Annotated in this window: 16 protein-coding genes, 1 pseudogene and 1 other annotated feature; of the genes and pseudogenes, 13 read left to right on the top strand and 4 right to left on the bottom strand. The window is 44.1% G+C overall.

Annotated features, from left to right (window positions below; translation table 11 throughout):
* Positions 1–34: 34 nt before the first annotated feature.
* The gene (locus tag EL242_RS00675) at positions 35–718 is read left to right on the top strand and encodes a YggS family pyridoxal phosphate-dependent enzyme (RefSeq protein WP_126301121.1); all 684 of its coding nucleotides are present in this window, start codon (positions 35–37) and stop codon (positions 716–718) included.
* A gap of 190 nt (positions 719–908) precedes the next feature.
* Positions 909–2756: a translational GTPase TypA gene (typA, locus tag EL242_RS00670; RefSeq protein ID WP_126301120.1), complete on the top strand. Its 1848-nt coding sequence runs from the start codon at positions 909–911 to the stop codon at positions 2754–2756.
* Positions 2757–2802: 46 nt separating this feature from the next.
* On the opposite strand, the gene rimI is transcribed toward typA, so the two are convergent.
* Entirely contained in the window at positions 2803–3240 is a 438-nt protein-coding gene (gene rimI, locus EL242_RS00665) for a ribosomal protein S18-alanine N-acetyltransferase (RefSeq protein ID WP_126301119.1), read from the bottom strand.
* Complete coding sequence (locus EL242_RS00660) at positions 3233–3655, bottom strand: DNA polymerase III subunit psi (protein WP_126301118.1); 423 nt, start codon at positions 3653–3655, stop codon at positions 3233–3235. Before EL242_RS00660 ends, rimI begins: the two co-directional genes overlap by 8 nt.
* A gap of 129 nt (positions 3656–3784) precedes the next feature.
* Between EL242_RS00660 and rsmC the strand changes: the two genes are divergently transcribed.
* From rsmC to hisB, 5 genes and pseudogenes are all read left to right on the top strand, one after another.
* Positions 3785–4774, top strand: a complete 990-nt coding sequence (gene rsmC / locus EL242_RS00655) for a 16S rRNA (guanine(1207)-N(2))-methyltransferase RsmC (RefSeq protein ID WP_126301117.1) — start codon at positions 3785–3787, stop codon at positions 4772–4774.
* A 129-nt stretch (positions 4775–4903) separates the two neighbouring features.
* Positions 4904–5026, top strand: a sequence feature (His leader region).
* Between the two features lie 21 nt (positions 5027–5047).
* A pseudogene (locus tag EL242_RS00650) lies at positions 5048–5500 on the top strand (virulence RhuM family protein); the annotation flags it as partial.
* 87 nt (positions 5501–5587) lie between these two features.
* The gene (locus EL242_RS00645; RefSeq protein WP_126301115.1) at positions 5588–6028 is read left to right on the top strand and encodes a GNAT family N-acetyltransferase; all 441 of its coding nucleotides are present in this window, start codon (positions 5588–5590) and stop codon (positions 6026–6028) included.
* Between the two features lie 29 nt (positions 6029–6057).
* On the top strand, positions 6058–7125 hold the full coding sequence (hisC, locus tag EL242_RS00640; protein WP_126301114.1) for a histidinol-phosphate transaminase: 1068 nt from the start codon (positions 6058–6060) through the stop codon (positions 7123–7125).
* 100 nt (positions 7126–7225) lie between these two features.
* The gene (hisB, locus tag EL242_RS00635; RefSeq protein ID WP_126301113.1) at positions 7226–8314 is read left to right on the top strand and encodes a bifunctional histidinol-phosphatase/imidazoleglycerol-phosphate dehydratase HisB; all 1089 of its coding nucleotides are present in this window, start codon (positions 7226–7228) and stop codon (positions 8312–8314) included.
* A gap of 232 nt (positions 8315–8546) precedes the next feature.
* On the opposite strand, the gene EL242_RS00630 is transcribed toward hisB, so the two are convergent.
* Complete coding sequence (locus EL242_RS00630; RefSeq protein WP_126301112.1) at positions 8547–8705, bottom strand: YjzC family protein; 159 nt, start codon at positions 8703–8705, stop codon at positions 8547–8549.
* Positions 8706–8851: 146 nt separating this feature from the next.
* Here EL242_RS00630 and hisH point away from each other — a divergent pair, with 146 nt between their 5' ends.
* From hisH to hisIE, 6 genes are all read left to right on the top strand, one after another.
* Entirely contained in the window at positions 8852–9445 is a 594-nt protein-coding gene (gene hisH, locus EL242_RS00625) for an imidazole glycerol phosphate synthase subunit HisH (RefSeq protein ID WP_126301111.1), read from the top strand.
* A gap of 98 nt (positions 9446–9543) precedes the next feature.
* Entirely contained in the window at positions 9544–10389 is an 846-nt protein-coding gene (locus EL242_RS00620) for a BRO family protein (protein WP_126301110.1), read from the top strand.
* Between the two features lie 175 nt (positions 10390–10564).
* Positions 10565–11314 carry a 1-(5-phosphoribosyl)-5-[(5-phosphoribosylamino)methylideneamino]imidazole-4-carboxamide isomerase gene (hisA, locus tag EL242_RS00615; protein ID WP_126301109.1) on the top strand — a complete coding sequence of 250 codons (750 nt, stop codon included), beginning with the start codon at positions 10565–10567 and terminating at the stop codon, positions 11312–11314.
* Positions 11296–12069, top strand: a complete 774-nt coding sequence (gene hisF, locus EL242_RS00610) for an imidazole glycerol phosphate synthase subunit HisF (protein ID WP_126301108.1) — start codon at positions 11296–11298, stop codon at positions 12067–12069. Before hisA ends, hisF begins: the two co-directional genes overlap by 19 nt.
* A 70-nt stretch (positions 12070–12139) precedes the next feature.
* Entirely contained in the window at positions 12140–12880 is a 741-nt protein-coding gene (locus tag EL242_RS00605; protein WP_126301107.1) for a hypothetical protein, read from the top strand.
* A gap of 9 nt (positions 12881–12889) precedes the next feature.
* A complete protein-coding gene (gene hisIE, locus EL242_RS00600) occupies positions 12890–13534 on the top strand; it encodes a bifunctional phosphoribosyl-AMP cyclohydrolase/phosphoribosyl-ATP diphosphatase HisIE (RefSeq protein WP_126301106.1) in 645 nt (214 codons plus the stop codon).
* Between the two features lie 72 nt (positions 13535–13606).
* On the opposite strand, the gene hslO is transcribed toward hisIE, so the two are convergent.
* A complete protein-coding gene (hslO, locus tag EL242_RS00595; protein ID WP_126301105.1) occupies positions 13607–14500 on the bottom strand; it encodes an Hsp33 family molecular chaperone HslO in 894 nt (297 codons plus the stop codon).
* Between the last annotated feature and the right edge of the window lie 184 nt (positions 14501–14684).

The raw sequence follows: 14684 nt of genomic DNA, 5'->3' as shown, positions 1-14684 counted from the left end.
AGCTTTTTTACCTCCGTTTACCAAAGGAACCGAAATGTCGATTGCCGAGAATTTATCGCAAATCCATCAACAAATTCAGCAAATTTCCCAACAACACCAACGTGATAATGTGCGGCTACTTGCCGTTTCTAAAACCAAGCCGGTAGAAGCCATTCAAGAGGCGATAGAGGGCGGTCAGCGTGCGTTTGGCGAGAATTATGTGCAGGAAGCGGTCGAAAAAATCGAATTTTTTGCAAATCGTGCTGACTTGGAATGGCATTTTATCGGCCCACTGCAATCGAATAAAACCAAGCTGGTTGCCACTCATTTTGATTGGATTCAAACGGTGGATAGGCTCAAAATTGCCGAGCGTTTAAGCGAACAACGCCCGAAAGGAAAAGCACCTCTTAATGTATTGATTCAAATTAATATCAGCGATGAAGCCTCAAAATCAGGCATTGAGCCAAGCGAAATGTTATCTTTAGCCCAAGCGATTTCTCAATTACCTAATTTGAAATTACGTGGTTTAATGGCAATTCCAAAACCGGAAAGTGAGCCGGAGCAACAAAAAATCGCTCTTTGCAAAATGCAGCAACTTTTTCACCGCTTGCAAGCAGAATTTGAGGGCATTGACACTCTTTCAATGGGAATGTCTGACGATATGCAAGCCGCTATTGAATGTGGTTCTACGATGGTGAGAATCGGCACGGCGATTTTTGGGGCGAGGGATTATGGCTAAAATTTATCGGCATAACAAAGGAATGATTCTGGCAAGCAGTTTTAAATTGTAAAATTTTTGCAAATTTAGACCGCTTGTTTTGTAGCCAAATTCTGAAAAACTCTGTATAATTCGACCTCCAATTTCTAGACTCTCGCCGGTTTTGATGGGCGAGAGTTTTTATTTTCACTCAATAAAAAAAGATATTCCAATGCAAAATGTAGATATTAATAAATTGCGTAACATTGCAATTATTGCTCACGTTGACCACGGTAAAACAACGCTGGTTGATAAACTTTTACAACAATCCGGCACCTTTGGCGACACCCGAGGCGACGTGGACGAGCGTGTGATGGACTCCAACGATTTGGAAAAAGAGCGTGGTATTACCATTCTTGCCAAAAACACAGCGATTAACTGGAACGGCTATCATATCAATATCGTAGATACTCCGGGACACGCTGATTTCGGTGGTGAAGTTGAGCGTGTACTTTCAATGGTAGATTCTGTGCTTTTAGTGGTTGATGCATTTGACGGCCCGATGCCACAAACCCGTTTCGTAACGCAAAAAGCGTTCGCTCACGGTTTAAAACCAATCGTAGTGATCAATAAAGTGGACCGTCCGGGTGCTCGCCCTGATTGGGTGGTTGATCAGGTGTTCGATCTCTTCGTAAATTTAGGTGCAACAGACGAGCAATTAGATTTCCCAATCATTTACGCTTCTGCGTTAAACGGTGTGGCCGGTTTAGAACACGAAGAGTTAGCGGAAGATATGACTCCACTTTACGAGGCGATTGTTGAACACGTTCAGCCGCCACAAGTGGAATTAGAGGCTCCGTTCCAAATGCAGATCTCGCAATTAGACTATAACAACTATGTAGGCGTTATCGGTATCGGTCGTATCAAACGTGGTTCGGTAAAACCTAACCAAGCGGTTACTATTGTCGATAGCGAAGGTAAAACCCGCCAAGGCCGTATCGGTCAGGTGTTAGGGCATTTAGGTTTACAACGTTTTGAGGCAACAGAGGCATTTGCCGGCGATATCGTGGCGATTACCGGTTTAGGCGAATTAAATATTTCAGATACGATTTGTGATATTAATGCGGTAGAAGCCTTACCTGCATTAAGCGTAGATGAGCCAACGGTAACGATGTTCTTCTGTGTAAACACCTCGCCATTCTGCGGTCAGGAAGGTAAATTTGTTACTTCTCGCCAAATTCTTGAGCGTTTAAACAAAGAGTTAGTTCACAACGTGGCACTTCGTGTAGAAGAAACACCAAACCCGGACGAATTCCGTGTTTCCGGTCGTGGAGAATTACACTTATCGGTATTAATCGAGAATATGCGTCGTGAGGGCTATGAGCTTGCGGTTTCTCGCCCGAAAGTAATCTACCGTGAAGAAAACGGCAAAAAACAAGAGCCGTTTGAACAAGTAACCATTGATATTGAAGAGCAACATCAAGGTTCAGTGATGGAAGCACTCGGTATTCGTAAAGGCGAAGTGCGTGATATGATCCCAGACGGCAAAGGACGTACCCGTTTAGAATATGTGATTCCAAGCCGTGGTTTAATCGGTTTCCGTAATGAATTTATGACAATGACGTCAGGAACCGGCTTACTCTATTCAACTTTCAGCCACTATGATGATGTTAAACCAGGTGAAATCGGTCAGCGTAAAAACGGGGTACTTATTTCAAATGCTACTGGTAAAGCCTTAGCTTATGCTTTATTCGGCTTACAAGAGCGTGGAAAATTAATGATCGACCACGGTGTTGATGTATATGAAGGGCAAATTATCGGGATTCACAGCCGTTCAAACGATTTAACTGTAAACTGCTTACAGGGTAAGAAATTAACTAATATGCGTGCATCAGGTAAAGACGATGCCATCGTTTTAACCACACCGGTGCGTTTCACTCTAGAACAAGCGTTAGAGTTTATTGACGATGACGAATTAGTGGAAGTAACACCACAATCGGTGCGTATTCGTAAACGTTTATTAACTGAAAACGACCGTAAACGTGCAAGCCGTACTACAACCAGTACCAGCACGCACTAACTGATAAAAAAGAGCGACTGAGGTCGCTCTTTTGGTCTTAAATTCCCTACAAATATAACGCCATTACCACCGCATTTTCTTTGCTACCGGTTGGGGTGGGGTAATAGTTTTTGCGGATGGTAACTTCATTAAAACCGAGTGAATCGTAGAGTTTTCTGGCAGAATGGTTGGATTCCCGCACTTCCAACCACAGGGTGGTGAGTTTCCGTTGTTGCAGTTGCAAAATTAATTCGGAAAGTAACCGCTTGCCAATGCCTTTGCCTTGAAAATCAGGAGCAACTGCAATGTTAAATAAGGTTGCTTCATCTAGCACGATATGACTAATGGCAAAAGCCACAATTTTGTTTTGCTCTACCACTTTTAAATTCAGGTATTTTTCACCCTGATTATTTAATAACGTCCCCTTTGACCACGGCACCAAATGGGCTTGTTGCTCAATTTCAAATAACTGCTCAAAATCTTCCGCTTGAATTTGCTCAATCACGCTGTTCTCCAAATTGCGCCGAAAAAGTATCCATTTGTTGCCAAAGTTGGCGTTTGTGCGTAGATTTGGCTAAATCTTGCCAAGACTCGTTTTTCCAAGCGGTCTGATTAGTAAAATTTTTTGCCATTTTGACCGCTTGTTCTTCCGCTTGAATCAGCCAAAAGATCGGCGAATGCTCAAACACCAAACGTTGTGATTGTTCGCCAGTCAGCCATTGATATTCGCTGTTTTTTAACTTTAAAGCACGCAGAATATCAGCAAAGAGCCGGCTGTGTTGGTGATCTTCCTCACACACTACCACCAATTTTACCGCATTGTTTAGGCGGATTTGAGCATCGCCTTTTAGCACTTGGGGCTTGGTTAGCACCCATTGTGAAATGCCCATTTCCTGTAACAGTAAATCACGACGATTCATTTAAAACCTCATCAAATTTTGCAAATAGTATCAAAACTCCGCTTGAACAGAAACTTTTTTCAAAAAATTCAAGATTTCTGTACTTAAATTCGGTATATTCACGCTAAATTTTTTAGATAAGGTAAGAAAATGCTCTCTTTAGAAAGCGAAGTGCTTGAACGCCACCTGGCGTTGTTTGAAAACAAGTCTGTGCTATTGTTTGGCGATGTGCGAGATGATTTCGCCCGCCAACTGCAATCTAGTGCGGAAAAGGTTGCGGTATTCAGTAGCTATTTTGACTACGCCCGCCACCATAGTGAGGTTGAATTTGGCTTAGAATGTAATTTAAAAGCCGAGTTAGCCGTGTTTTATTGGACGAAGAACAAGCAGGAATGCCAATTCCAACTGCTACAATGGCTGTCGCAATGCCAAGCGGGGCAAGAAATGTTGATTATCGGTGAAAATCGAGCAGGTGTGCGTTCGGTGGAAAAACTGCTCGAACCTTTCGGCAGTATCGCCAAAATCGATTCTGCCCGCCGTTGTGGTTTATACCATTTTGAATTACAAAGCGTGCCGACATTTGATTACAAAAAATTCTGGAAATCCTACCGCTTGCAAGCCTTAGATGTGTTCGCTCTGCCGGCAGTTTTTAGCTCGGCAGAGCTGGATAACGGCACAAAATTATTGCTTTCAACCTTTGACAAAGCAGACAGGCTAAAAGGCAAAGTGTTAGATTTAGGCTGTGGGGCTGGCGTGATTGGGGCAACGCTCAAACAACAATTTCCGAAAATCAAACTGACGATGAGCGATATTCACGCAATGGCGTTGGAATCCGGCAGACGTACTTTGGCGGAAAATCAGTTAGAGGGGGAAGTGGTAGCAAGTGATGTGTTCTCTCACATTAATGAACGGTTTGATTTAATTGTCTCCAACCCACCATTCCACGACGGGGTCGATACCGCCTACCGAGCGGTGGAGGAGTTGATTTTCCAAGCTAAAAATCACCTAACCAAAGGCGGTGAACTGCGGATTGTTGCAAACGCGTTCTTACCTTACCCTGATTTGCTCGATAAAGCCTTCGGCAAACACGACGTGCTGGCAAAATCCACCAAGTTTAAGGTGTATTCCGCAAGAGCATAATAGGCGGAACAAACGGTTATAAAAAAGCCGATATTTGCTTAAAAAAGTGCTTGCTATTTCTGCCGGCTTGACGTAAATTCTGTTCATACTGTTTTGGAGTAATGCAATGAATTTAAACTACACTTTACATCACCACCACACTTTAACCTGATATCTTTCGGGCATTTGGTGTGTGCGGAAGATAACTCTTCCGAGCAAGTGTAGCAAATCAATAAAGATCTCTCGGAAGGCAACTTTCGAGAGATTTTTTTATAGATAAAATTTGGGAATAATATGAAAAACCCGATTGAAATTTACCAAAGCCAAGACGGCAAAACCCAAGTTTCCGTGCAGTTTGATAAGGAAACGGTATGGCTAAGTTTACAGCAAATGGCAGATATTTTTGGACGAGACAAATCTGTCATTTCTCGGCACTTACGAAATATCTACCAAGAAGGTGAACTGGATCGTGAGGCAACTGTTGCAAAAAATGCAACAGTTCAAATTGAAGGTGCTAGAGAAGTCGTCCGCCAAGTGGAATTTTATAATCTAGATGCGATTATTTCTGTTGGCTATCGGGTGAATTCCAAGGCTGGCACTCAGTTTCGTATTTGGGCAACCGCTCGCCTAAAAGATTATCTGGTAAAAGGCTATGCTCTCAACGAACGCCGTTTGCAGGAGCGAGGTATTGAGTTTGAACAGGTGATTGGGTTGCTCAGTCAATACACTGGTTGCCTTAGCCTTGTTGGTGGCAGAAAGTTTGCCTGAACAAAAAGAACTGATGATTAAACTGATTGAACACTTTATTTTATTAAAAGCATAACAGGAAAAAATATGAGTATTAATATTTCGCCGTTAGCCTCCAAAAATCTCACTGAATGGAAATTATTGTGGCAACAATATTTAGATTTTTATCAAGTGAATTTAGCAGATGATATTATTCAATCAACTTGGCAGAAAGTTTCAGAGAGTGAAAATGTAAAGGGATTTGGGGCTTTTGTTGATAACAGAATGGTTGGTTTTGTTCATATTGTGATTCACCCAAATACTTGGAATTTAACTGAATGCTGTTATTTGGAAGATTTATTTGTTTTAGCTGAATATCGCAACCAAGGCATAGGAAAAGAATTAATTGAATATATTTATCGATATGCACAGGAAAAAGGATATAACCGAGTATATTGGGTAACAGATAAAAACAATCATCGAGCACAACAGCTTTATAATAAATTAGCTAATGATAGCGGTATTATTCAATATCGAAAAAATTTCTAAACTATGTATAAATTATACAGGAACACCATATGACAATTTCACAACTCTCTCGCAAAAACATTCAAGCTCTCACCCCTTACCAATCGGCACGGCGTTTGGGGGGCAGTGGCGATGTGTGGCTGAATGCCAATGAATATGCCCTTTCGCCAAACTTTGATTTAATCGACCGCACTTTTAACCGCTACCCTGAGCCGCAACCACAGGCGGTGATTGAAGGTTACGCCCGATATGCAGGCGTTGCACCTGAAAACGTGCTGGTGTCTCGTGGGGGCGATGAGAGTATTGAGCTGATTATCCGAGCCTTTTGCGAGGCGAACGACAGCATTCTCTACTGCCCACCGACCTACGGAATGTACGCCGTGAGTGCCGATACCTGTGGCATTGCCACCAAAACCGTGCCTTTAACCGCCGATTTCCAGCTGGACTTAGCCCAAATCAAAGCTAACCTAGAAGGCGTGAAAGTGGTGTTTGTGTGCAGCCCGAACAACCCGACAGGCAACCTGATCAAGCGGTCGGATTTGCTCGAACTTTTGCAAATCACCGCAGGCAAAGCGATTGTGGTGGTGGACGAAGCCTACATCGAATTTTGCCCTGAAGCGAGCTTGGTTAGCGAGCTGGCGAACTTCCCACACTTGGCGATTATCCGCACCCTTTCCAAAGCCTTTGCTTTAGCGGGCTTGCGTTGTGGTTTCACCCTTGCCAATGCGGAACTGATTGGCGTGTTACAAAAAGTGATTGCCCCGTATCCGCTGCCTGTGCCTGTTTCCGACATCGCCGCCCAAGCTCTTTCGCCACAAGGCATTGAGCAAATGAAAACCCGAGTGGCGGAAGTGATCACTCTGCGTGCTGAATTGCAAAAAAATCTGGAAAACTTACCGCTTGTAGAACAAGTTTTTGACAGCGAAGCCAACTACCTCCTATTCAAGTGTCAAGACGGACAAAAAGTCTTCAAAGCGCTTTGGGAGCAAGGCATTATTTTGCGTGACCAACACAAAGCGTTAGGATTGCAAAATTGCATTCGGATTACGGTGGGGACGAGAGAGGAGAATTTGAGGGTAATTAATCGTATTGCAGAGCTACGGAGTAGCTCGGATTAAAGAACCCCGTACGGCTCGTACGGGGTGCCTAGGACGAGCCGTCCTAGGCTCGATAAACCCAGTCGCTCCGCGACTGACACAATGAATACAGGAGAAAAATATGCAACCCACCCTTTTTATCGACCGTGACGGCACCTTGATTGACGAGCCGAAAACCGATTTTCAAATCGACTGCCTTGAAAAGCTCAAATTCGAGAAAAACGTCATTCCAGCCCTGCTCAAACTCAAGGGCAAATACCGCTTTGTAATGGTCTCGAACCAAGACGGCTTAGGCACGAGTTCGTTCCCACAGGCAGATTTCGACAAACCGCACAATGCGATGATGGCGTTGTTCAACTCGCAAGGGATTGAATTTGATGATGTGCTGATTTGTCCGCACAAGCCGGAAGACGGCTGCGATTGCCGCAAACCGCACACCAAACTGCTGCAAAAATACATCGACCGCCAACTGTTCGACCCTGCCAACAGCTTTGTGATTGGCGACCGTGCCACCGATGTGCAACTGGCGGAAAACCTTGGCATTCGGGCGTTGCAATATCACCCTGAAAAGCTGAATTGGGATTTGATTGCCGAAAAACTGCTGGGCGAAGCCGTGACCAACATTGGCGAGCGACCAAAGCGCTTTGCCGAAGTTATCCGTAAAACTAAAGAGACCGACATCAAAGTGCAAGTATGGCTGGACGAAACGGGCAACAACGAAATCAGCACCGGCGTGGGCTTTTTCGACCATATGCTCGACCAAATCGCCACCCACGGCGGTTTTAGAATGAACATCACCACCAAAGGCGACTTGTGGATTGACGAACATCACACGGTGGAAGACACCGCCCTCGCCCTCGGCACCGCATTAAAACAAGCGATTGGTGACAAACGCGGCATCGCCCGTTTCGGCTTCGTGTTGCCGATGGACGAAAGCCGTGCAGAATGTGCGATGGACTTATCGGGCAGACCGTTCATCAAGTTCAAAGCCGATTTCAAACGTGACAAAGTGGGCGATTTCAGCACCGAACTCACGGAACACTTCTTCCAATCCATTGCCTTCACGATGCTCGCTACCCTACACATCAAGGCAAAAGGCGACAATGACCACCACAAAATCGAAAGCCTGTTTAAAGTCTTCGGCAGAACGCTTAGACAGTGCATTCGTATTGAAGGGAATGAGTTGCCGAGTTCCAAAGGGGTTTTATAATCTCATATCTTCCCCTCGCCCGCTCGGGACAAATGCTTGCATTTGAACGTTGGCTTTGCCAACGGCTCCGAAGGAGGCAAGCGTAGCGAGTCTTGGGTGGAAAAAATCCGAAGGATTTTTGGAGGGAGAGTGCAAAAGCGCGGTTGAATTTTGCAAAGTTTTGCGGGATTTCGATCGATTTTAATAGAGGAAAAATGAATGGCTAGAATAACCTAGCCATTTATATGAATAATCAAGCAGCTACTAATAATTTATAGTACATATTGGAACGTGGTGTAGGTGGGAATGGCTCACCTTTTACACAAGTTACTCTGTTTTCTTGTTTACCTGTATGTGAAAATAATCCATAAATTCCGGATTTTGGAACAGTTTGCCCAGAAATATATTTCATGAGTATTTATCCTTAGAAAGTTTTGTTAATTTGCTTATGTGTCTTCATATATAGAACTATTATTACTATATACTTAATTTAGTTTAATAGGGATAATTTTTATAATTTCAAGGATTGAAAATATTAATCAATGTAAAGGTAAGTAAATGTTAGACTTAACCATCATCGACACAGGCTGTGCCAACCTGTCTTCGGTCAAATTTGCTTTTGACCGCCTTGGCATTCGGGCTGAGATCTCGCGAGATCTCAACAAAATCCAATCTGCCGATAAATTGCTGCTCCCCGGTGTGGGAACGGCAGCGGCGGCGATGGCGATTTTGCACGATCGCCAGCTTATTGACACCATTCGCAACGCTACTCAGCCGATGCTTGGCATTTGTTTGGGTATGCAGTTAATGACCGAATTTTCCCACGAGGGCGATGTGGTAACACTGAACCTGATGCGTGGCAAAACCGAACGCTTGCCTGAATGCGGTTTGCCGTTGCCACATATGGGCTGGAACAAGGTGCAATACCAAGCCGACCATCCGCTATTTCACGACATTGAGCAAGGCAGCCATTTCTATTTTGTGCATAGCTACGGCGTGCTACCGAATGAAAACACCATCGCCACCTGCGACTACGGCGTGCCGTTTTCCGCTGCCATTGCCAGCCAAAACTTCTACGGCGTACAGTTCCACCCCGAGCGTTCGGGCGAGGCTGGGGCAAAGTTGCTCAAGAATTTTGTGGAGAATGTCTGATTTTGCGATCTGGATCGCAAAGTTTGAAAATAGGGCTTGATTTCTCGCTTTATTTCGACAAAATTACTGTTAATTTAACCAGTGAAAGAAGGTGAGAAATGAACGAAATCAAACTATTTGAAAACAGCCAAATCCGCTCGGTGTGGGATAGCGAAAAAGAAGAGTGGTTTTTCTCGGTGGTGGACATCATCGAGGTGCTGACGCAAAGTAGCAATCCACGCCGTTATTGGAGTGATTTAAAGCGGAAAATCAAGGACGAAGAGGGCGGAATTGAACTGTACGAAAAAATCGTACAGTTGAAATTAAAAGCCCCAGACGGAAAAATGCGGGAAACCGATGCCACGGATTTACAAGGCATTTTCCGTATTATTCAGTCTGTACCAAGCCCGAAAGCCGAGCCGTTGAAAATGTGGCTGGCAGAGGTAGGCAAAGAGCGGATTGATGAAATTATCGATCCTGAATTGACCATTGACCGAGCCTTAGCTACTTACTTGAAAAAGGGATATTCCCGTGAGTGGATTAACCAACGCTTGCAAGCCATTCAGGTGCGAAAAGAACTGACGGATACTTGGCAAGATCACGGTGTGCAAGCGGGCAGAGAATTTGCGATTCTCACCAATGAAATCACACAGGCGTGGAGCGGTATGACCACCCGCCAATACAAGGATTTCAAAGGGCTGAAAAAAGAAAGCCTACGAGACAATATGACCACTACTGAGTTGGTACTGAATATGCTTGCCGAGGCTGCCACCAAAGACATCGCTCAAATCAACCACCCACAGGGCTTAGAAGAAAATAAAACCGTTGCCAAACGGGGCGGAAATGTTGCAAAAGTGGCTAGAGAAAGTTTGGAAGCAGAGACCGGCAAACCGGTAATTACTCAGCAAAATGCGATTGATCTCGCTGCGGTGATTGAACAAGTGGCGAAACAGGTGAAGAAATAAGTGCGGTCGGTTTTTTGCAAGTTTTTGGAAGAATTTGACCGCTTGTACCTAGCACGAGCCGTGCCCGGTTACATAAACCAAGCCCCTTTGGGGCTTATAAATAGCCAATAAAGCCGCAAAGCGGCTTGGATTATCTAGCTCCATACGGCTCGTATGGGGCATACAGGAAAACAATATGAAACACTCTCAAATTATCCCCGCTCTCGATCTTATCGATGGGCAAGTAGTTCGTCTGCATCAGGGCGATTATGCGAAACAGACGACTTATACCGATGACCCGATAGCCCAATTTGCCGATTATCTTTCCCAAGGGGCGGAGCAGTTACATTTGGTCGATCTTACAGGGGCGAAAAATCCCGCTCAAAGACAGACCGCACTTATCGGCAAGATTATTCGTGAAACCCACTGCAAAATCCAAGTGGGCGGCGGTATCCGTACCGAGCAAGACGTGGCAGATTTGTTGGCGGTGGGGGCAAACCGTGTGGTGATTGGTTCGACTGCGGTGAAAGAGCGTGAAACGGTTAAAGGCTGGTTCAAAAAATACGGTGCAGAGAAATTTGTGCTGGCACTGGATGTGAACATTGATGCAATCGGTCAAAAAATCATTGCGATTAGCGGCTGGCAAGAGGCAAGTGGTGTGTCGCTCGAGGAGTTGATTGAAGATTATCAAACCGTGGGCTTACAACACGTTTTATGCACCGATATTTCACGAGATGGCACGTTGGCGGGTTCCAATGTGGATCTCTATCGAGAAATCTGTGCCAAATACCCGGAGATTCAATTTCAGTCCTCAGGCGGTATCGGCTCGCTTGCGGATATTGCCGCCTTGAAAGGCACGGGCGTGGCTGGCGTGATTGTCGGTCGTGCGTTGTTGGAAGGTAAATTTAATGTAGCGGAGGCAATCGAATGTTGGCAAAACGGATAATTCCTTGTTTAGATGTGCGTGACGGGCAAGTTGTGAAAGGCGTGCAGTTCCGCAACCACGAAATCATCGGCGACATTGTGCCACTTGCTCAACGCTATGCCCAAGAGGGGGCGGACGAATTGGTGTTTTACGATATTACCGCTTCAAGTGACGGCAGAACGGTGGATAAAAGCTGGGTGGAACGTGTGGCACAGGTGATTGATATTCCGTTCTGTGTGGCAGGCGGGATCAAAACCATTGCCGATGCGGAGCAGATTTTTACTTTCGGAGCGGACAAAATCTCCATCAATTCCCCAGCTCTTGCCAACCCCGAGCTGATTACTCAACTGGCAGATCGCTTTGGTGTGCAGGCGGTAGTGGTTGGTATTGATAGCTGGTTTGAGGCAGAAACCGGCAAATATTGGGTCAATCAATACACCGGCGATGAAAAACGCACCCGCCAAACTGAATGGCAGTTGTTGGATTGGGTGGCGGAAGTGCAAAAACGAGGAGCAGGCGAAATCGTGCTGAATATGATGAACCAAGACGGCGTACGCAACGGCTACGATTTGGCGCAACTGAAAAAAGTGCGTGAAGTTTGCCAAGTCCCACTCATCGCCTCAGGCGGTGCAGGCGAAATGGTGCATTTCCGTGATGCTTTTATTGAGGCAAATGTGGACGGGGCGTTGGCAGCAAGTGTGTTTCATAAACAGATTATCAATATTGGGGAGTTGAAGGCATATTTGGCGAAGGAAGGGGTGGAAGTTCGTAAATAATCATAGGGTACGTTTGCTAGGTATCATAAAATCAAGTATTTTTGTGAATATTCTATAAGGAGCTATATGTATGGATATTGACGGTTTCTGGGATATTGGTCCTCATGATGCAATTCCCGTGGAAAAAAGCATGGATAGTTTCATCAAAGAGCAATCAGGTATTAGAATTTCAGAAATGTTTAATAAAACACCAATATTTAGTAATGCAGATTATTGGTTTGAAAGAGAAAAAATAGTTATAGAACTAAAAGAAATTGAGACAGAATTCTTACACTCTAAATCAGCCAAAGAGCAATTTTTCGCCTTGTTAGAAAGATTAAAAAATAATGAATTGGATATATCATCATTTCATTCTGAATTTATTCGAACTGCTAGACCAGCTTTAGGTAGAATATTAAAAAAGGTAAATAAACAAATAAAAGAAACTAAAGAATATTTTAGAGCCCCAGATATTAGGGGCTGTGCGATTATTGTAAATGATGGTTTTACAAGCGTAGATCATGATTTAGTTATGGCATTGCTATGTAGTCATCTCAAAGACTCTTATAAATCTATAGATTGCATTATCTATTTAACTGTGAATAGATATGTTGAAATACAAGATAGTGATGAACCAAAATTAATTTGGGCTCCGGTCTATCGTGATGAAAAAGATGATTATTTAGTCGATTTTGTAAATCAGTTAGGGGAAAAATGGGTTGATTTTTTAGAAAAGAAATTAGGATCATTTACATCTCGTATCTCAACTGATGAAAGCGATATATTAAGAAATTCACACTCAATATTATTACCATTAGAAGAACGATATTAAGATAGCAATATGTTACACATAAACAAAATCAACTGGCAAAAAGTCGATAACCTTCTGCCTGTTATCGTCCAAAACGCCCAAACCTGCGAAGTGCTGATGCTGGGCTATATGAATCAACAAGCCCTCGAAAAAACGCTGGCTGAAAAGCGAGTCACTTTTTACTCCCGTACCAAACAACGGCTGTGGACAAAAGGCGAAACCTCGGGCAATTTCCTAAACGTGGTGGATATGAGTTTGGATTGTGATAACGACACCCTGTTAATCCTCGCCAACCCTATCGGCGAAACCTGCCACACTGGGGCGGAGAGCTGTTTTCATCAGTTTGAACAAGAACAGCCGGATTGGATCTTTTTCAGCAAATTAGAACGAATGATTGCGGAACGTAAAAATGCCGATCCGGAAAGCTCTTATACCGCTAAACTTTACGCCAAAGGCACACCGAAAATCGCCCAAAAAGTAGGGGAAGAGGCAGTAGAAAGTGTGATTGCGGCAATGAAAAATGATCGGGAAGAATTAGTTTCTGAAGTGGCAGATCTGGCGTATCATTTAACTGTGCTATTGCACAATGCTGATTTATCTTGGGCAGAGGTCAATGCTAAACTAAAAGAACGCCACAAAGGGATTGGGTTACACCCAGAAGGCTCAAATAAGTAAAATGCAAGCGGTCAAATTTCGTCGTTTTTTGCAAATTGCAAAAAGGACAAGAAATTTGACCGCTTGTTTAGCTTAATTTAACCCTAACTTACTTAATTTTTCAGTTTCTTCCTTAAAGCCTTCAATCGCCGCTTTGTCAAAGAAATATTGTGTACCGCAGCATTCGCATTGCATATCGATCACGCCTTGTTTTTCCGCCAACATTTCTTCGATTTCTTCTGCAGGCACCAGTAATAATGCAGAGCCTGAACGCTCTCTTGAGCAGCCACATTTAAATTCGGTATCTTGTGGTGGGTAAACTTCTACTTGCTCTTCGTGGTAGAGGCGATACAGCAATTCTTCTGCCTCTAAACCAAATAACTCTTCATCTTTTACGGTTTCAGTGAGCGTGGCTAGATGCTCGAAGTCATCTCTTGAGCCAGTGCCGTCCGGCATAATTTGTAGCAACATACCGCCTGCCACTGCTTTGCTTTCAAATTCGCCTGTGCGGATAACGAGGTGGGTTTGTAATTGCTCGGATCGGGCGAAGTAATCTTCTAAGCATTCACGAATGGTTGGTTTATCGAGAGCAATCACCCCTTGATAACGTTCACCATCGGTCGGAATAATAGAAATCACTAATACACCATTGCCGATCATTTCCGCTAATGAGGCTGTGTCTGCAATATCTGCCTGAACACGGGCTAAGGCACGGAGTTGCTGTTGGTCGTTACCGTTCACAACCGCTAATTTTAACGGGCCGTCACCTTGAATCTGCACAGTAATGTTGCCGTTAAATTTCATTGTTGCGGTCAGCAAACTGGTTGCGACTAACATTTCGCCGAGTAAATTTTGTACTGCTTTAGGGTAGTGGTGGGTGTTTAAGGTTTCGGTAAAGGTGTTGTTTAAACGCACCCATTCGCCTCGTACCGCTCGGTCTTTAAATAAATAGCGATAGAGTTTGTCATTGTCTTTGGTGTAATTCATTTTGATTCCTCGTTGCAAGCGGTCGATTATTACTCACAAAATTATTTCTAATTTTGTTCGCTCCTACGGAGCCGTTGGCAAAGCCAACGTTCAAAATGCAATGCGTTTTGTGGCTAAAAATGTGCAAATCGAACGCTGTAGGGGCGAATCAATATTCGCCCGAAATAATTATATAGGGGCGAAA

It is taken from the genome of Mannheimia haemolytica (genome assembly GCA_900638155.1).
GTDB classification, from domain to species: domain Bacteria; phylum Pseudomonadota; class Gammaproteobacteria; order Enterobacterales; family Pasteurellaceae; genus Mannheimia; species Mannheimia glucosida.
Note: the sequence above shows the minus strand (reverse complement) of the source record. Positions and strands in the feature narration are given on the sequence as shown.